Source organism: Nonomuraea sp. NPDC049646 (assembly GCF_044465525.1).
GTDB lineage: Bacteria > Actinomycetota > Actinomycetes > Streptosporangiales > Streptosporangiaceae > Nonomuraea.
The window spans coordinates 14,112-29,931 of sequence record NZ_JBITLU010000036.1 but is presented as its reverse complement, the minus strand read 5'-3'; the positions used below and the strand labels follow the sequence as shown (position 1 = coordinate 29,931).

Below are 15,820 nucleotides of genomic sequence, written 5' to 3'. Positions count from 1 at the left end.
GCCACGGCCCAGTGCCAGAACCCGGAGCCGGTCGGCGCGTCCGGGTCGTACACCGTGACGGCGTAGCTCTTCGTCCCCTCGGGGGCGCCGTTCCAGGCCCTCCGCTCGGGTCGGTGTCATAGGCCGCAAAGTAAAGGCGTATCCCGAGGTCAGGGCGTCGTACCGGTGCCTGTCGGAATCCACGTACCGAACCGTTCACCGACGTTGATTCTCGACACGAGTTTTCGACACTCACCACCTGCGACCTCGCGGCTTTCGGCGCGAGTGTCGACAGACGAGGGTCTGTCGACACTCACAAGCGGTTACAGAGAGCTACTTTGCACTTCATGGCACCGACCCGCGCGCCGGGCCTAGTCAGCCGGTATGGGCCTGCGGCACAGCTCGCCAAACATGTGGAAGACGAGCTGTGGCACGCTGTGATCGCCTCCTGGGGCCTCCCGGCGGCGACCGACGCCCACCGGCCCGCCCGTAGCGCCAGATCCCGTACTGATCTTTCTCAGGCCCGCGCAGACGCCGACCCGGTGCCGTGGCCGACCGGCCCCACAGACGAGATCGAGGGCCGCCCCGTTCCACCCGACGACGTCGATCCGGGCCCACCGGTGGCGAGCGAGCCGCCGCCGAGCGAGGTCGAGGGGATCGTGCTCCTGGAGCAGATGCTCGGCGCCGTGGTGATCACCCCGGCATGGCCGCAGCGACCGCCCCGCCACCGGCCGCGGGCGTCGAGCACGGGCCCACCCGGGGGATAGACCAAGGGCAGCCTCCCACTCGTTTGGGCAGGGCGACGCGATTCCTACCGTCAGGCGTACTCGGGCTCGCAGCCCCAAGTACGCCTTGAAGGGGCAGCGGGTTGGCATAAGGGCCGGTCGCCGGTCCGAGGGTGAGTGCGATGGACTCGCGCGCTTCCGGGTTGCGGTCGGACTCAGCTCATCGCCTGGAAGCTCGCGTATCTGCCGATAATGCTGCCCTCTGGGGGAACCGGGATGAAGACCTGGACCCGGCAGTTCTCGTCCGGGAAGACCAGGATCATGCCCCGGGTGTGGTTGGAGATAATGGATTCTTCCGTGAAGCCCTGGTGGCAGACGCCGGGCTCCGGGTTATGGATCACCTCCATCTGGCGGGATACCGATTCGATCACCACCAAACCCTGTGCTGCGGCGGCGGGGGCGGCAACGGTGAGGGCGAGCGCTCCTGCGGCGGCTGCGGCCAGGAGGGCGGTAGGGATGGGGCGCATCGGGCATCCTTTCGCGTAGGTCAACCAGCACACCACAGTGTGTAGTGGAACCATTACGATATGTAACTATCGCAGGTGACACATCCTTCTTCCGGGTACTTCTCAGACGCAAGAGGGACCTTCCCGCCCTGGGCTCCTGCCTTTATGGCTAACCCGGCCGTCTTTGCTTCGAGGCGCACTTGGGCTGCGGGCCTACTTGCTCTTGCCACGGCCACGCTCGGCGACGCGCAGCTGATCGACCTCAGTGCGCAACGCCGTGAGCTGCCTGTCCAGCTCGGTCCGCTTGGTTCTCTCCTCCTGCAGCGCGGTCTGGGCGGTACGAAGCTGCGTGGCCAGGTCCTCGCGGGCGGCGCGTTCCCGGCTGGCTTCCTGGTCGGCCGCGTCGGCACGCCGAGCGTGCGCGTCGCCGGCGGCCGTGAGCGCGTTGATCTCCGGGGTCGGGGAACCCAGGAACCGCCGTTGGCGCTGAGAATGATCTTGGGTGAGGTTCATGGGGGTGGGACGTTGTCGGTCCGGCCTTCCGCGGGAGGAGGGGACCGACGATCGGGATACCGCGCCGACGGCCTGCGTTCGGATGACAACGACAACCGTTTGATGAACGCACGGCGGAGGCCAGGGAGGGCGACAGGGGCGCGTGGGCCACTCGAGCGCGTCATGCTCAGATGGCCATGATGAGGTTCATCTTCCAAGCGCGTCCGAAAGTGTTCATCTACATCACAAGATTCCTTTGATGAACACGAGGCAGACGACGTGGCGCTCATCGGCCTGGTCCAGGTCAGCACCGACCGTCAGAACACCATCCGGCAGCACGAGGCCCTCGACCCGGTGTGCCGGAGAATTGTCGAGGAGCCGACCAGCGGCAAGCTCGCCATCGACGACCGGCCAGAGCTGCTGGCCGCGCTGTCGCATCTGCGGGACGGCGACCTGCTGGCCGTCCAGGAGGTCGACCGGCTCGGCCGTAACCTGCTGGAGGGGCTGATTGTCCTCAGCGAGTTGTTCCAGCGCGGCGTCGGCGTCAAGGTGGTGGAGGGCGTCGCCGCCGGCGAGCACACCGAGCGCTCCCTGCTCCTGGAGCTGGCCCTGGCACTGGCACAGGATCGACGCCGCAACCATGCCCGCAACACCAAAGACGGCCTGCAGGCGGCCCGCCGCCGCGGCCGGGTCGGTGGCCGCCGGCCCGTAGTCGACGCCGACAAGCGCGCCGCCATCCTGGCCCGCCGCGAACGCGGTGAATCCATCCGCTCCATCGCCGCCGGCGTGAAGGTCTCCGTCGGCGTCGTCCACAAGACCCTGACCGAAGCCAAGCAGGCAGCCGTACTCGAGACACCGAACGCAGATGCCGCCCCGGGGTACGCCGGGGCAGCCCGGGTTATGGCTACCCCCGCTGCCCTCGCCGAGCCGGATGAGGAAGAGGGCGGCGTGAAGACGCTGTCTGGCCTCCTGGCCGATCTGGCGGACGAGCTCGACAGCGAACTGCAGGGCAATCCTGGTGTGGCGCTGGCCGTACCGGCCGCGGAGTTCCTGACCGTGTGGGAGCGGCAGCGCGGCGACGGTGACCTGAGCGACGGTGACCTGATGGAGGCGTCTCGGGCGGCCTGGCCGGTGCTGGAGGCGCTGGCCAACGACCGGCAGACACCCCCCAGCGCGCCGGCCCTCACCGCTGTGGCCGATCGCTTGGCCGATCGTCTCCCCCGCGTGCCTGAACGCGAAGGCCAGTCCCCCGCCGCCACCGCCGGCACCGGCCAGGCGGCAGATCGCGGCGGGCCCGGCGAGCCGTTGCATGCCCTGCTGGCAGGCTCGCGCCCCGGCGCGGCGGTGACGTTGGAGCGGCTGCACCGTGACACGCATCTGATCATCGTGGACGGGCAGCGGGCCGGTTGGGCCGACCACGACGGTGCGACCTGGCGCGTCCACGGCGACGCGGGGGCTACCCACCTGGTTGATGGCGACCTGGCGCAGGTCCTTGCCGACGCGCTGCGCACAACGGTGAGCACCGAGGGCGTGCGCGACCACCTGGGCCGGCTGCTGGAGCTGGATCCTGCCTCGCTGGCGTAATGGTCGCTGCTGCGCGGCCGCGTCCTCGGGCGGGAGGACGTCATCGTGCGGGGCCGCTGCGTCGGCTGGCTGCAAAAGGACCGGACAGGCCGCTACGTCGCCTGCACCCATCGGGGCCCGGTCCAGGGGTCGGCCAGCACCAGCAAGGTGCAGACCGCCATGGCGCTGTTCGCGGCGCTGTACGCGCCGGCGCCGCTGCCCGATCTGCCCGCGGCCGCCCACACTGCCCGCCGCGCCAAGGCACGTTCCAAGAACGAGCGGCCGATCTGTCCCTACACCCAGGCCCAGCTGGCCGCCGCCGCACTCAACCCGCCTCGCCAGGACGGCGGCTACCGGGGCGTGGTCGACGACTACGGCGACCCGATCGTCCTGGGCACCGTCCGCCGGACCACCATCGGCCGCGCCGGCACGCGCTGGCAGGCATTCACCCCCGACGGCCGGACCGTGGCCCGCGCCCAGACCCGCACCGCCGCCATCGACGCCATGCTGGCCATCCCCGGCCCTCTGTTCGGCGATCCCGCCGGCACCGTCCTACATGACCTCACTCACCTCACTGGCCTCACCGCAGGCGTCATCGGAGGCACGCGATGACCAGCACGAAACCCTCATCCCGGCCCACGGCCGCGGCCAAAGCGCTGACCGCCTGGACCGAGCTCAACGACCGGCAACAAGGCACCCTGGGCCGTGATCTACAGCTTGGACCAGGCAGCGGAGCATGAGCACCAGCAGCGTGGAGCGCGCGGTGACTTCGATCCGCGCCCGGCCTCGCAGTGGCGGGCGCTGGAATTCGCGCACGACCCGGCCGACCGCCGCCTGTTCGGACGGACCACGATGCAAGTGCGCCTGGCCGCCGCCGGATGGGACAACCAGGGCAACGGGTCCACGATGGCCGCGCGGGCTGAGCGTGGCCTGATCAGCCAGGGCGCCAGGCCCACCATGTTCGGCCAGATGCTGACGGTCACGCTCACCCGCGCGGGCCGCGCCGCCGCGCGCGCTGGCCTGTCCCTGCAGCCGGGACCGCCCCGACAGGCCGCGCTGTCACGCCGGGCCTGGGAGGTCCTGGCACTGCTGTGGAGCGCCGACCAGGACGGTGAGCCCTTGAAGTGGCGGCACTCGCCCACCATCGAGCGGGTCCTCATCGACAAGCACGTCCCGCCGCTGGCCGAACACGTCGGTGCCGGGTACGGGTACGAGATCACTGCGCGAGGCAGAGACTTCTACCGCGAGCATCACGCCGCGCACGCCGCGGCCCACCCCGACGTCGATGCTCTGCATCCTGACGGCGCCGACGCTGAACCCTGGCCCCAGCGTGCCGACGACATCCTGGCCGAGCACGACACCCTCTACCGGGTGCTGTGCCGGGCGTGGCGGGCCGCTCACGCCGCCCAGCAGCAAGCCGACACCGAAGCCGCCGCCTCGCCCCCGGCAGGTGACGATGTCCTGCCCGGACCGGTCGCCGATCAGATCGCCGCCCGGCACGACCTGTGGGTGGAGACCGCCCGCCGGCGCGCCGCTCTGGCCGCCGAGCACACCCGCGACCTTCACCAGCGCGCCACCCGTGCCGCCCGCGACTTCACCGCTGCCGCCCTGGCCGCCTTCGCCGCGGCCGCCGCCGGCACCGACCCGCTGCCTGCCCTCCAGCCGCCCAGCCGCGATCACGACGAGTGGGACGAGCCGCGGCTGGCCCCGCCCGCCGAGACCGGGATCCACGTCATCGACGCCAGAGCCGCCAAGCTCTACGCCACCGCCGTCGGCCTCCCGCTCAAACGCCGTGGCCCGGCCCCCACCCGCCGCCGCACCAGCCGGTTGCCGCCCGCCGCACCACCCGTCCGAGACCCCGGTCATGAGCTGGCCGCCCTCTCCCGGTTCCTGTACCAGCACATCCAGGACGGCGTCCTGCACCGGCGCCTGCACCCCGCCAGCTGACCTTTGACGTAGCGCACGGGAATTCACGACTCAGACTGCCCTCCGAGCAGGAAGGGTTGAAGATCAGTTCATACCTAGAAAATGATCGTTTCCGTGGCGGTAGCCCAGGTGTTGCCCCTCTGTGAAGGAGCTTTCGTGCATCCCGCCCACCGTGCCACCGCGCCTGCGCGTGAGCATCCAGATGACCAGTCCGCCCCTGGGACGACACCGTGACCGAGCTACTGACCCGACCCGATCCGGGCCCCGGGCTCCTTGGGCACTCCGGCGTCCAGCAGCGTCGGGCTGGCCTTCTTCGCCCGGCCAGCCGCCGAGCGGCGGGCGTGATGGAGGTCGCGACGCGGCCGTTGTCACGGTGATGAAGACGCCCCGAGCCCGATTCCCGGACCATGCCGACGCTGAACCTGGCGACACACGAGCTGCTGAGCGCGGAGCGCGCCCGCCGTCTCATGGGGTTCGCAGCTCATTGTGGAAGGTCGCCTCAGAGCAGGCGGGCATCTCGCTCATGACCGGCTTGGGCCGCGGCCCCTTCAGTTCGTAGGAGTAACAGCGGTCGGGAATCGCCGTGATCGACGGGATCTTGACCACGATCCGCACCAGCCCGTCGGGGCGCTCGGCGTGCCAGGCAAACCTGTAGACCGCTTCGTGGATCTCCTTGTCCGGAAGTGAGCCGTCGGCTGCCGCCTTCTCGAGACGTACGACGATCTCCGCCGCCTGCCGGCTCATGAAGGCCCGGTCGTGTTCCTCGCCCTCCTCCAGGTGGGAACGCATCGACCATTGCGCCCACACGACCAGGCCGACCACCGTGAGCGCCGCGAGCAGCAGGACGACGATGACGCCGGTCAGCAGCTTCGGCAAGCAGCCGACCGGCGTCGCCTCCGGCTCGTCGAGGTCCAGCACGTTTTGCCGTTACCTCTATGAGCCCTTGTAGCCGATGGCGCTCAGCACGTTCTGCACCGCGGTGGCGTACCCCGTCGTGCCGGCCGCCCTGGGATGGAAGGACTCCCGGCTCAGGCAGAACGTACTGTTGCTGATGCAGAACGGCGTGGCCGGGTCACCCTTGTGGAAGTCGCCGTCGCCGTTGGGCCCGTTGACGATCGCGTTGATCCATTCGTCCGCGTCACAGGCTCCGTGACCGGAGAAGGTCGGCACCGGGTGGGAGTAGGCCACCTTGACCGGGATCGGCGAGCTGGCCAGCTTGCCCACCATGATTCCCCGGTCCCTGTGCCGGTCGCCGCGCCCGCCGGGCTGGTGGTCAGCGCGACGGCGACAGCCGCTCCGGCCACCACCGCGGCCAGGGCGGTCAGCGCCGCCTCGAGGTGTGCATGGGGGTGCCCTTTCCGCGAGGGGGAACGCGGCGTCATGCTCGGTCGCCGCGTTACCGCCCGTCAATGCGAGGGCCGCCCTCACCCCTTCTGAAGTGCGGGAACGTGTGAAACTTCACGCCTTGGGATCGTCGCCGATGACCGGGTCCGTGTGCGTGTCCACGTCCACGGCGGAGCGGGCCACGACCGCTCCCTCGCTGACCAGGGCGACGTGCAGGCGGCCGCTGGTCCAGCCGTCCGGCAGCGCGGCGCGTACCTCGGCGGGGGAGCCGAGCAGGAACGGCTTCGCCTCGGCCCACGGGCCGGCCGCCCCGGGATCGGCGGGGGCGGGGCCGAAGACCGGGGTCCAGGCGGTGTGCAGATGGCCGCCGACCGGCTCGCCGCCGTGGTGCGAGACCCGTACGGGCACCGCGACCTCGCCCGACGCGCTCAGCAGGTCGCGTCCTGGCGCCACCGGGACGACGTCGAGCACCAGCGTGGTCGTCGCGTTCACGTGGGCCGGCTCCACGCCGGCCAGGTCCTTGGCGCGGCGCTCGAAGTCCAGCAGGCCGGCGGACTCGTGCTCGACGTCGTACAGCTCGGTGTAGACGTAACCGGCCAGACGGTCGTGGCGGCGCAGCTCCTGGGTCTGCCAGCGCAGGTGCCAGGCGCGTTCGACGCAGGTGAAGCCGCCGCCGTACTCGCTGTTGAGGTTGGGCAGGCCGCGCAGCGGCTGGGACGGTACGCCGGCGAGCTTCTTCCGCACGACGAAGTCGGGGCCGAGCTTGACCGGGAAGTCGTCCTGCGCGCCGTCGAGCAGCGCGGCGACGGTCTTCCCCCAGGAGGCGGCGGACTCGTCGTAGTAGTGCCAGTCGAGCAGGTCGGTCTTCACGTGCGCCCAACCGGAGTCGTCCACGGCGGGCCTGGTCGGGTCGAGGGCCTTGAGCAGGTCGTACGCCCTGGCCACCGCCTCCTGCTTGGCCGGGTCGCCCGGGATGTCCCAGTCCAGGCCCCACTCCTCGTTGTACAGGCCCCAGATCACGACGGCGGGGGAGTTGCCGTCACGCTCGGTCATGGGCGCGATCTGCTCCTCGAACGCGGCCACCGACTCGGCCGAGAACCGCCCGGTCGCGGCCGGCTCGGCCCACACCAGCATGCCCATCGTGTCGGCGTGGTGGACGAAGCGCGGGTCCTCCAGCTTGAGGTGCTTGCGCACCAGGTTGTAGCCCGCCTCGGCGGCGAGTTCGATGTCGCGCCGCAGGGCCGCGTCCGACGGCGCGGTGATCCCGGTACGCGGCCAGTAGCCCTGGTCGAGCACGCCGCGCACGAACAGGCGGCGGCCGTTGAGATACAGGTCCTCGCCGACCGCCTCGATGCGCCGCAGGCCGGTGTACCCGGTCACGCGGTCGACGCCGTCCTCGGAGACCAGCTCGGCGTCCACGTGGTAGAGGTACGGGTCCTCGGGCGACCAGAGGCGCGGGCTCGCGATCGGCAGCCTGGCCGTGGCGGTCCCGTCCGTGACCTGGGTCTCCACGGTCTGGCCGGTCTCGCGTACGGTCAGCCGCAGGGTGCCCGTACCCGACGTCCTGGCCGCCACCTCGACGGCGTCCAGCTCGTACGAGGGCCGCAGCTTCAGCGCGGTCAGATGGGTCGCGGGCCGGCACTCCAGCCACACGCTCTGCCAGATGCCCGACGACGGGGTGAAGCACACGCCGTCGAAGTCGTCGCGCGGGATGCTGCGCTGCTTGCCGTGGGCGAGCTCCCGCTTGTCCAGCGGCGCCGACACCCGGACCACGACCTCCTGCTCGCCGTCGCCCAGCGCGTCGGTCACGTCGGCCTCGAACGGCGTGTAACCGCCCCGGTGCCGGGCCACCTCGACGTCGTTGACCCACACCGTGGCCTCGTGGTGCACGGCCCCGAAGTGCAGCACGACCCGGCCCGTCCACTCGGCTGGGACGGTGAACCGGCGGCGGTACCAGGCGAGCGGCAGCCAGTGCGCCTCGATGCCGGACGCGGCGGTCTCCCAGGCGAACGGCACGGTGATGGTCCGGTCCCAGTCCGGCTCGGTGTCGGCCCGGAAGTCCCAGTCGCCGTTGAGGCTCGACCAGCTGTGCGACCGGTCGAAGTGGGGCCTGGGGTATTCCGCACGGGGCGTCATGGTGTTCCTTTCAGACAAAGAGGGGCCAGGTCAGCCTTTGACGCTGCCGGCGAGGATCCCGTTGATGAAGTGCCGCTGCAGCAGGACGAAGATCACCAGCAGCGGCAGCAGGGCGATGCTGCCCGCGGCCAGCAGCTCGCCCCAGACGGTGGCGAAGTCGGCGCCCACCCTGTTCCCGGTGACGTTCTGGGCCAGCGTGGACAGCACGACCTGGAGGGTCTGGTGCGAGGTGTCGTTGACGGCGACGACCGGCCAGACGAAGTCGTTGTAGACGTTCATGGTGGTCAGCACGGCCAGCGCGGCCAGCCCCGGCCTGATCACCGGCAGCACGACCTTGGCGAAGATGCCGAACTCGCCCGCGCCGTCCACCCGCCCGGCGTCGATCAGCTCGTCGGGGATCGCGGCGATCGTCTGCCGCATCCAGAAGATGCTGAACGCGTCGACGCTGCCGGGCAGGATCAGCGCCTGGTACGTGTTCACCCAGCCCAGCGTGCTCATCTCCAGCAGCAGCGGGATGACGAGCACCAGCGTCGGCAGCATCAGGGTCAGCATGACCACGCCGAACAGCAGGTTCTTGCCGGGGAAGTCGTACTTGGCGAAGGCGTAGCCGGCGAGCGGGCAGAAGAACATCGTCATCGCGCCCTTGACCACCAGCACCAGCGCCGTGTTGGCGAAGCCGGTGCCGATCGGCACGTCGGCGAACATGGCCCGGTAGTTGTCGAGGGTCAGCTCGCCCACCGACAGCGGGCTGGTGATGATCTCAGCGGCGGGCTTCAGCGACGAGCTGACCGCCCACCAGATCGGGTACAGGAACGCGAGGGCGAGCAGGGTGAGCACCGCGTACTGCGCGATGCCCGGTCTGGTCTGGTTCATCACACCTCGTCTTTCGGCCGCAGCATCCTGGTCGCGGCCAGGGACAGCCCGAAGACCAGCAGCACGAGCAGGAACGAGTTCGCCGAGCCGGTGCCGAGGTCCGACGCGGTGATGTGCTCGTACAGGTAGAGGCCGGCCGTGGTGGTCGAGCCGTACGGGCCGCCCTCGGTGACGACGTACGGCTCGGCGAACATCTGGAAGACGGCCAGCGTCTGCACGACCACCAGGAAGGCCATGCTCCTGCGCACCAGCGGCACGGTGATCGACCAGAACTGGCGCATGCGGGACGCGCCGTCGAGCGCGGCGGCCTCGTACACGCCGCCGGGAACGGCCTGGAGCCCGGCGAGCAGGATGATGATCGCGAACCCGGTCGTCTTCCACAGGAACAGCAGCGCGAGCGTCGGCTTCGACCACGCGGTCGAGGTCAGCCAGGCCACGTCGGGCAGTCCCACGAGGTTGAGCACGTAGTTGACCAGCCCGTAGTCCTGGTCGAACACCACGATCCACACCTGGGCCATCGCGACGAGCGGCGTCACGAACGGCGCGATGAACGCCACCCTGAACAGCCCGCGCAGCCGCAGCTTGGCGTTGGCCAGCAAGACCGCCCCCGCGAGCCCGGCCACGATCTGGATCGGCACGATGAGCAGCCACATGATCGCGCTGTTGCCGAGCGAGGCCCAGAAGTCGGGGCTGGTCAGCAGGTAGACGTAGTTGCCGAGGCCGACCCAGTGGGCCTCGCCCGCGCCGCGCCAGCGGGTGAAGCTGAGCTGCAACGCGAACAGCAGCGGATAGACCCCGAACGCGGCGAAGACCACGAAGAACGGCGCGACGAACACGTACGGGGTGAGCCGGACACGTCTCATCAGGACCGGTCGATCAGGTTGCGCTGGATCTTCTTGGCCGAGTCGGCGATCACGTCGTCGGGCGACATCTTGCCCTCGATCAGGCGCTGCAGGTTGTCGCCGAGGTAGTCGACCGACTGGGCCCACCAGACGGGGATCGGCGCGGCGGCCGGGATGGTCGCGGCGGCGTCCACGGCGACCTTCCACAGGTCCTGGCCGCCGAGCGCGTCGATGGGCTTGAACAGCGGCTTGGCCTGGGCCGGGGTGTAGCTGGGGATCGAGGTGGACAGGCCGCCCGGGTAGACGTCGTTGGGGCCGTACACGGCGGTGTAGCCGGGCTCCTTGAAGCACAGGAACTCGTACAGCAGCCAGGCGAGCTCGGGGTTCCTGGCCTTGGCCGGGATCACGAAGCTGCTGCCGCCCATCGCGCCGCTGCGCGCGCCGCCCGGCGTCCAGGCCGGCAGCGGCGCGGCCCGCCACTTGCCCTTGGTGGCCTTGAGCAGCTGCTGCGGCGCGAACGACCACCAGATCGCCCACGGCACGAACACCTGCTGCCCGCTGTCGAGCGTGTTGACGTCGGCCGCCTCCAGGTACGGCGCGTGCGTGACCAGCCCGTCCTTGACCGCCGTCTGGATCCAGGTGAAGATCCGCCGGTACTCGGCCGAGTCCAGCCGGAGCTTGCCCTGCGCGTCGGTGAGGCTCGTGCCCTGCTGGTTGGCCAGCATCTCCAGCCAGAGCTGGCCGAGGAACGGGCTCTTGTCCAGGTGGATCGGCCGGGTCTTCGGGTCCTTCTCGCGGATCGTGCGGGAGGCGGTCAGCAGGTCGTCGTACGTGGCCAGGCTCGCGGGGTCGACGCCGGCGTCCTCCAGGATGTCCGCGCGGTACCAGAGCAGCCCGGGGTCGAGATCCCACGGCACGCCGTAGATCTTGCCCTCGACGGTGTTCACCGACAGCTTGTACGCCGACGTCTGCTCCCGGTACGGCGCGATCAGGTCGGTCAGGTCGAAGAGGTGCTCGGCCTGACCGCCGATCTTGGCGTCGTCCCAGAAGCTGCCGTCGGGCACGTCCGTGCCGCTGATCAGGGTGTTGGCCAGTTTGGCGTCGATGTCGACGGCCAGGTGGTTGACCTTGACGCCGGGGTACGCCTGCCGGAACTTGCCGATGGCGGCGTCGAAAACCTTGAACAGGTCCCCCGACCGGTTCCAGATCGTGATCTCGCCCTTGGCCGCCGTCGACGCCGACGCGGTGGGTCTGGCCAGCTTGCTGGGCCCGGTGCTCTGGCCGCCGGGCGCGCAGGCGGCGAGCGCGCCGGTGGCGGCGAGCGCGCCGACGCCGAGTGCTCCCTTGAGGAAACCGCGACGGTCGATCGGGGGTGTGGACATCGATAACTCCTCGGCCTTTGAAGGCTCTGCAACGATGCAGACATCATGCATACTTCTCTGCAACGATGCAATACTGGGTTCGGGATCTTCCCAGTCACCCTCGGTTGGAGGTATAGGAGACGCATGGCCGGTCCTACGCTGCGCGACGTCGCCAAACGAGCGAACGTGTCGATCCGCACGGTGTCCAACGTGGTGAACGGATACGCGCCGGTCTCCGACGAGCTGCGGACCCGCGTACAGGCCGCGCTGGACGAGCTGGACTACCGGCCCAACCTCATCGCCCGCAACCTCAAGCAGGGGCGTACCGGGATGATCGCCCTGGTCGTGCCCGAGCTGGACGTGCCGTACTTCGCGGAGCTGGCCCGCGAGGTGATCACCGCGGCCCGCGCCCACGGCTACGTCGTGATGATCGACCAGACCGACGGCGACGGCGAGCGGGAGCGCGAGCTGCTCGGCCGCGAGTCGCGCGCCACCATGTTCGACGGCCTGCTGCTCAGCCCGCTCACGATCTCCGCCGACGAGCTGCGCGCACGCGGCAACAAGACCCCGATCGTGTTACTCGGCGAGCACATCTTCAACGGCAGCTTCCCGCACGTCGCGATGGACAACGTGGCGGCCGCCCGCGACGCCACCGCCCACCTGCTGAGCCTCGGCCGCCGCAGGGTCGCGGCCATCGGCGACCAGCCGTACGCGACCGGCGAGACCGCGCAGCTCCGCACCGCCGGGTTCCGCCAGGCGCACGCCCGCATGGGCCTGGAGGTCGACGAACGGCTGATCGTCTCGACCCCCCACTTCCACCGCCGCCGCGGCGCCGAGGCCATGGAACGCCTGCTCGCCCTGCCCGAGCCGCCCGACGCCGTGTTCTGCTACAACGACCTGCTCGCCCTGGGCGCGATCAGGGCGCTGACCAGGGCCGGGCGGAAGGTGCCCGACGACGTCGCGGTGATCGGCGTCGACGACATCGAGGAGGGCCAGTACAGCACGCCGAGCCTCACCACGGTCGCCCCCGACAAGGGCGTGATCGCCCGTACGGCGGTCGACACGCTCATCGAGACCATCGCCGGCACGGCCGGGGCCCCCGCCGAGATCGTCGTCCCGCACCACCTGATCGTCAGGGAGAGCACGGCGGGGTAGGAGCGGGGGTGGTGCCGGGGGAGGTCCGGGTTCTCGCGCCGCGGGGTAGTGCCAGGGCTAGTGCTGGTTGTCGCGGCAGCGCTCCTGTGCTCGCGGGCGCCCGCCGGTTGACTTGCGGGCATGACGATCAACACGATCCCCGGCCGCTGGGCCGAAGGCGCCGGGCTGGTGCTCGGCCCCGCGCTGCTCCTCGCCGGCGTTCTCGTACGGGCGGGCGAGGTCGACTTCTTCCCCGGCCAGCTCGCCGCCTACGCCGCCGACCCGGGGCGCATGGTGACGTCCTACAGCCTGTTCGCGGCGGGGGCCGTGCTGCTGTGGCCGGCGGTGACCGCACTGGCCCGGTTGATCGGGGTCGCGCATCCGGCGCTGGCCAGGTGGGGCGCGGTGCTGACGGTACTGGGGCTGTTCGGCAGGGTGTTCCACGCCGGGGTGAGCCATCTGGCGTTCTCGTTCTCGTCGACGACGGCACGACGCCACATGCGGCAACGATCCGCTCCCGCGACCTTGCGCCCCACGAGCTTGCGGCGATGGACCAGAGCGCCGCCGCCCGCGCTGGTGGAGACGCACGAGCCTCGCGGCACCAGCTGTGATGTGACACGGCCTCGGCGATGCCTCATGTGTTGGTTGGTCCCGCGTGCGGTCGAGCTAAGAGATAACCCCTGAGTTCCCGATCAGCTCTGGTTCCACGGAACCGGCCCATGCCAGGGACTGGGAGGAATGGCGTGATGCGGCCGGGCATCCGGAGAAGGTGGAAGGGCGCGGCGGCATCTGGTCCGGCTGGGCGATTGGTGAGCGAATGCATCCCCTGCCGAGCTGAATGCCTACGTCCGTGATCTTTCGCACCGCTTCTCGTTGACCAGGAGCTGCTGGGCGAGTTGACCAGGTGACCGCCAGCGCTCCTAGTGAGTGCTGCGCATCAGCAGCCGCGTCAGCTTGCCGTCAGCGACCAGGTTCTCCAGCTTCCACGCGAAGGTAGACAGACGGGACGCCTCCGGCTCCACCGCAGGCTGGGGTTCAGGCATCCCCAGCCTGGGGCGGCGCGCGGCGGCCCGCGACATCGCTGTCTTGGATGGTGCCGCCGGCAAGGTCGCCACCTGGTGCGCGCGTTCCAGGCTCGCGTCGACCTCGGGCAGGCCCGTTCTGGGCGGATCGGGCGTCCAGGGCCAGCCCGCCACGGTGCCGGCATCTACCTCCAGCGCCTTGACCGGGTCGCCGCCGCCGGTGACGGCGTGCACCACCGCGGTGGCGGCCAGCCCGTACCGGATGCACGCCTGCCGATAGAGCGCGCTCAGCTCGACGGCCTGCTCCTGGAGCGTGGTCCGGTAACGGGCGGCGGCGCGGGCCAGCGCGGCATCGTAGGCGGCCGCGGCCTTGTTCCTGTCCCTGGCCAGCCGTGCCACCGCTCCGCGCCCGTCGGGGACGTCGACGACGTGTGCGGCGGCCTCGGTGAGCCGGGCCGCTTCATCACGCGTCTCCTGCAGCCGCTGCCGTAGCCGCCCGCACTCCGCCCGCATATCCTCCAGCGCGCGGTCAACCTCGGCCGGCCAGAACGCTTCTCCGTCCGGCCTGGGCGCGTTCACCTGCGAATAGAGACGCGCGTACGCCTCCCAGTGCTCGGCATAGTGCGACCGGCCCGCATCGGTGAGCCGCAGCCGGCGCGAACCAGACAAGCCCGTGACCTGCTCCTCGACCAGGAACGGTTCAGGCTCCCGCTCAGTCAGCCACCGCCAGGCCGCCCCCAGATGGTCCCGCTGCAGCCCTTCGTCACCGGCGCAGCGCACCTCGGCCAGCATTGACCACAGCGCCTCGGACAGCTGGCCCTTGCGCGGGTTTCTCGGCCGGTCGGCGTCGACCCCGCCGCCCGGCAGGCGGCTCTGCCATCCCTGGTCAGCTGGACCTCCAGCCGGTAGCCCTGCAGCATGGCCCGGGCGCGGGTCTTGATCAGGCCACGTTCCTCCAGGGCCTTCAACGTCGAGCCGGTGCCCGCGTCGCGGATGCCGCGTCCTTCCAGCGCACGTTGCACCGCTCCGTGATCCGCTGAGCCGCCACCGACTGGACCGTAGTCCAGCCACCGCCACTGCGACGCCGGCGGCGCCGTCTTCCCCCGCGCCCGGGCGCCCTTCCAGAACTGCTCGGCTTCCTGGTCCTTGTGATAGATGGCCCGCATGTACGCGCGCTGGCGATCGTTCAGCTCGGCCCAGACCTCGGCGGCGCGCTTGGCGGGAGGCATGGCCAGCACGCTACCAAGCACGAGCCGCACCTCACCCATTTGTCGCGGTCCGCAGGTGCTCGCCCTGTGGTCCTCATGCGCGGCGGTCGAGAGTTCGCTGTAACGTCTGGTCCAGGCCGAGGCGGCTGATCTGGACCCGCGTATCCACCGTGACCTTCGAAGGAGAAGTTCTGGATGGGGCCCACACCAGCCGACCACTACACCGTACACATCGGCGGCAGCGCCCAAGGGAACGTCGTGGTGGGCGACGGCAACCACGCGGTGCGGGCCACGTCCGCTCCGATGCCGCCTCCCCCGAAGCACAGGACCTGGAAGTCCCGGAGGTCACGGAGCAAGCCCCCGCAGCCGGACCCATCCGCCTCAGCTCCGATCACGGCCCACGGCGCACGTTCCGTCACCGCCCACACCATTCACACCGCGGTCACGGGCGACCACAACATCATCAGCCACTGATCCGGAGCGGACGCCGCTGGCCGGGCGCGCTCGGCGAGGCGCTGTCGGATGAGGCGGCCACGACGCCGGCCAGCCGGGTGCAGTCTGCCGCCACGACGGCGAGAGCATCGAGGTCAGGCGCGGCCTCGCTGGGCCACGGTGGGCCAGGCTCCGGAGACCGTAACGGCGACTCTCGGCATCACGCCCTGCGTCCGTACGTTCCGATCTCACAAGGGAAGCCGCGTGATAGTGATCC

Annotated in this window: 15 protein-coding genes and 1 pseudogene; 5 read left to right on the top strand and 11 right to left on the bottom strand. The window is 70.3% G+C overall.

All coding sequences use genetic code 11. The annotated features are described in order from the left end of the window. The 3 genes and pseudogenes from ACIBQ8_RS50595 to ACIBQ8_RS50585 form a co-directional block, all read right to left on the bottom strand. Positions 1-98: pseudogene (locus ACIBQ8_RS50595) on the bottom strand (YbhB/YbcL family Raf kinase inhibitor-like protein); the annotation flags it as partial. Positions 99-919: 821 nt separating this feature from the next. Continuing rightward, positions 920-1,231, bottom strand: coding sequence for a hypothetical protein (locus tag ACIBQ8_RS50590; protein ID WP_397171637.1), 312 nt, complete (start codon positions 1,229-1,231; stop codon positions 920-922). A gap of 192 nt (positions 1,232-1,423) precedes the next feature. After that, entirely contained in the window at positions 1,424-1,723 is a 300-nt protein-coding gene (locus ACIBQ8_RS50585) for a hypothetical protein (RefSeq protein ID WP_397195841.1), read from the bottom strand. A gap of 258 nt (positions 1,724-1,981) precedes the next feature. On the opposite strand from ACIBQ8_RS50585, the gene ACIBQ8_RS50580 reads away from it, so the two are divergent. From ACIBQ8_RS50580 to ACIBQ8_RS50570, 3 genes are all read left to right on the top strand, one after another. Beyond that, positions 1,982-3,286: a recombinase family protein gene (locus tag ACIBQ8_RS50580; protein ID WP_397195840.1), complete on the top strand. Its 1,305-nt coding sequence runs from the start codon at positions 1,982-1,984 to the stop codon at positions 3,284-3,286. A gap of 45 nt (positions 3,287-3,331) precedes the next feature. After that, positions 3,332-3,877: a hypothetical protein gene (locus tag ACIBQ8_RS50575; RefSeq protein ID WP_397195839.1), complete on the top strand. Its 546-nt coding sequence runs from the start codon at positions 3,332-3,334 to the stop codon at positions 3,875-3,877. 93 nt (positions 3,878-3,970) lie between these two features. Then, a complete protein-coding gene (locus ACIBQ8_RS50570; protein ID WP_397195838.1) occupies positions 3,971-5,212 on the top strand; it encodes a hypothetical protein in 1,242 nt (413 codons plus the stop codon). Positions 5,213-5,656: 444 nt separating this feature from the next. Here the strand turns inward: ACIBQ8_RS50570 and ACIBQ8_RS50565 are convergent, their stop codons facing one another. The 6 genes from ACIBQ8_RS50565 to ACIBQ8_RS50540 all read right to left on the bottom strand — a co-directional run bounded on the left by ACIBQ8_RS50565 (position 5,657) and on the right by ACIBQ8_RS50540 (position 11,768). Then, positions 5,657-6,109, bottom strand: coding sequence for a hypothetical protein (locus tag ACIBQ8_RS50565; RefSeq protein WP_397171623.1), 453 nt, complete (start codon positions 6,107-6,109; stop codon positions 5,657-5,659). Positions 6,110-6,124: 15 nt separating this feature from the next. Continuing rightward, positions 6,125-6,418 (bottom strand): hypothetical protein, encoded by a 294-nt coding sequence (locus tag ACIBQ8_RS50560; RefSeq protein ID WP_397171621.1) that lies wholly within the window; start codon positions 6,416-6,418, stop codon positions 6,125-6,127. 231 nt (positions 6,419-6,649) lie between these two features. Beyond that, on the bottom strand, positions 6,650-8,671 hold the full coding sequence (locus ACIBQ8_RS50555) for a glycoside hydrolase family 2 protein (RefSeq protein ID WP_397195837.1): 2,022 nt from the start codon (positions 8,669-8,671) through the stop codon (positions 6,650-6,652). 30 nt (positions 8,672-8,701) lie between these two features. Further along, positions 8,702-9,544, bottom strand: a complete 843-nt coding sequence (locus tag ACIBQ8_RS50550; protein ID WP_352329273.1) for a carbohydrate ABC transporter permease — start codon at positions 9,542-9,544, stop codon at positions 8,702-8,704. Continuing rightward, entirely contained in the window at positions 9,544-10,407 is an 864-nt protein-coding gene (locus ACIBQ8_RS50545; RefSeq protein WP_397195836.1) for a carbohydrate ABC transporter permease, read from the bottom strand. Before ACIBQ8_RS50545 ends, ACIBQ8_RS50550 begins: the two co-directional genes overlap by 1 nt. Continuing rightward, the gene (locus ACIBQ8_RS50540; protein ID WP_352329269.1) at positions 10,407-11,768 is read right to left on the bottom strand and encodes an extracellular solute-binding protein; all 1,362 of its coding nucleotides are present in this window, start codon (positions 11,766-11,768) and stop codon (positions 10,407-10,409) included. The genes ACIBQ8_RS50545 and ACIBQ8_RS50540 overlap by 1 nt, the downstream gene beginning before the upstream one ends. Positions 11,769-11,891: 123 nt before the next feature. On the opposite strand from ACIBQ8_RS50540, the gene ACIBQ8_RS50535 reads away from it, so the two are divergent. Together ACIBQ8_RS50535 and ACIBQ8_RS50530 are read left to right on the top strand one after the other, a co-directional pair. After that, complete coding sequence (locus ACIBQ8_RS50535; protein ID WP_352329267.1) at positions 11,892-12,902, top strand: LacI family DNA-binding transcriptional regulator; 1,011 nt, start codon at positions 11,892-11,894, stop codon at positions 12,900-12,902. 120 nt (positions 12,903-13,022) lie between these two features. Next, positions 13,023-13,565, top strand: coding sequence for a hypothetical protein (locus ACIBQ8_RS50530; RefSeq protein WP_397195835.1), 543 nt, complete (start codon positions 13,023-13,025; stop codon positions 13,563-13,565). 236 nt (positions 13,566-13,801) lie between these two features. Here the strand turns inward: ACIBQ8_RS50530 and ACIBQ8_RS50525 are convergent, their stop codons facing one another. Next, positions 13,802-14,695: a hypothetical protein gene (locus ACIBQ8_RS50525; protein ID WP_397195834.1), complete on the bottom strand. Its 894-nt coding sequence runs from the start codon at positions 14,693-14,695 to the stop codon at positions 13,802-13,804. After that, positions 14,620-15,171, bottom strand: a complete 552-nt coding sequence (locus ACIBQ8_RS50520; RefSeq protein WP_397195833.1) for a hypothetical protein — start codon at positions 15,169-15,171, stop codon at positions 14,620-14,622. The genes ACIBQ8_RS50525 and ACIBQ8_RS50520 overlap by 76 nt, the downstream gene beginning before the upstream one ends. Positions 15,172-15,820: the final 649 nt, after the last annotated feature.

What these genes read in the sequence shown, in the direction of transcription:
- ACIBQ8_RS50540 (WP_352329269.1), bottom strand. Translation starts at nt 11,768, where the DNA reads ATGTCCACACCCCCGATCGACCGTCGCGGTTTCCTCAAGGGAGCACTC.
- ACIBQ8_RS50590 (WP_397171637.1), bottom strand. Translation starts at nt 1,231, where the DNA reads ATGCGCCCCATCCCTACCGCCCTCCTGGCCGCAGCCGCCGCAGGAGCG.
- ACIBQ8_RS50545 (WP_397195836.1), bottom strand. Translation starts at nt 10,407, where the DNA reads ATGAGACGTGTCCGGCTCACCCCGTACGTGTTCGTCGCGCCGTTCTTC.
- ACIBQ8_RS50530 (WP_397195835.1), top strand. Translation starts at nt 13,023, where the DNA reads ATGACGATCAACACGATCCCCGGCCGCTGGGCCGAAGGCGCCGGGCTG.
- ACIBQ8_RS50555 (WP_397195837.1), bottom strand. Translation starts at nt 8,671, where the DNA reads ATGACGCCCCGTGCGGAATACCCCAGGCCCCACTTCGACCGGTCGCAC.
- ACIBQ8_RS50560 (WP_397171621.1), bottom strand. Translation starts at nt 6,418, where the DNA reads ATGGTGGGCAAGCTGGCCAGCTCGCCGATCCCGGTCAAGGTGGCCTAC.
- ACIBQ8_RS50585 (WP_397195841.1), bottom strand. Translation starts at nt 1,723, where the DNA reads ATGAACCTCACCCAAGATCATTCTCAGCGCCAACGGCGGTTCCTGGGT.
- ACIBQ8_RS50535 (WP_352329267.1), top strand. Translation starts at nt 11,892, where the DNA reads ATGGCCGGTCCTACGCTGCGCGACGTCGCCAAACGAGCGAACGTGTCG.
- ACIBQ8_RS50550 (WP_352329273.1), bottom strand. Translation starts at nt 9,544, where the DNA reads ATGAACCAGACCAGACCGGGCATCGCGCAGTACGCGGTGCTCACCCTG.
- ACIBQ8_RS50520 (WP_397195833.1), bottom strand. Translation starts at nt 15,171, where the DNA reads ATGGGTGAGGTGCGGCTCGTGCTTGGTAGCGTGCTGGCCATGCCTCCC.
- ACIBQ8_RS50525 (WP_397195834.1), bottom strand. Translation starts at nt 14,695, where the DNA reads ATGCTGGCCGAGGTGCGCTGCGCCGGTGACGAAGGGCTGCAGCGGGAC.